The following is a 518-nucleotide window of genomic DNA, read 5'->3' as shown; positions in this document are numbered from 1 at the left end:
CCGCCCCTTCGGGGCACCTTCTCCCGATGGGAGAAGGGTTTTCTACGGCGCGAGCTGCAGCGTGCTGATGCCGCCCTTGGCCACGACCGGGCCGGTGGCGACGCCGCCGGGCGCGCCGCCGGGCGGTTCCATGGTCACCGCCAGCACCGCGCCGTCGCTGAGCATGGGCATCAGCGCATCGGGGATGCGCGCCACGCGCGCCTTGGCCTCGTCGAACACACCCATCGAGCGCGCCTTGCCGTCGGCCGGGATCAGCCACAGTTCCGGCACGCGGCCGGCGTCGCGGGCGCCGGCCAGCGGGGTGAGGGTGATGCTGCGCTTGTCGGCGTCCATCAGCGCCACGTAGCCGGGCTTGCCGTCGTCCTGCATCAGCGTGGAGGTCATCGCGATGCCGCTGGGCTTGGGCGTGGTGGTAGTGGCGACCGGCGGGGGCTGCGAGGCCGGCGGCGGCACCGGCGCACGCGCCAGCAGCAGCGCCAGCAGGCAGGCCGTGGCGGTGGCGAAGCCGCCGGCGCTGA

The 518-nt window shown here is 74.7% G+C and carries 1 protein-coding gene; it reads right to left on the bottom strand.

Annotated elements, in window-relative coordinates; all coding sequences use genetic code 11:
- Positions 1–42 precede the first annotated feature (42 nt).
- The coding region (locus tag D588_RS0118170) for an anti-sigma factor (RefSeq protein WP_017916988.1) at positions 43–518 on the bottom strand (476 nt) is incomplete at its 5' end.

Source organism: Xanthomonas sp. SHU 308 (assembly GCF_000364645.1).
Taxonomy (GTDB): Bacteria; Pseudomonadota; Gammaproteobacteria; order Xanthomonadales; family Xanthomonadaceae; genus Xanthomonas_A; species Xanthomonas_A sontii.
The sequence above is the reverse complement of the archived record's forward strand: the minus strand, read 5'-3'. Positions and strand labels throughout refer to the sequence as shown.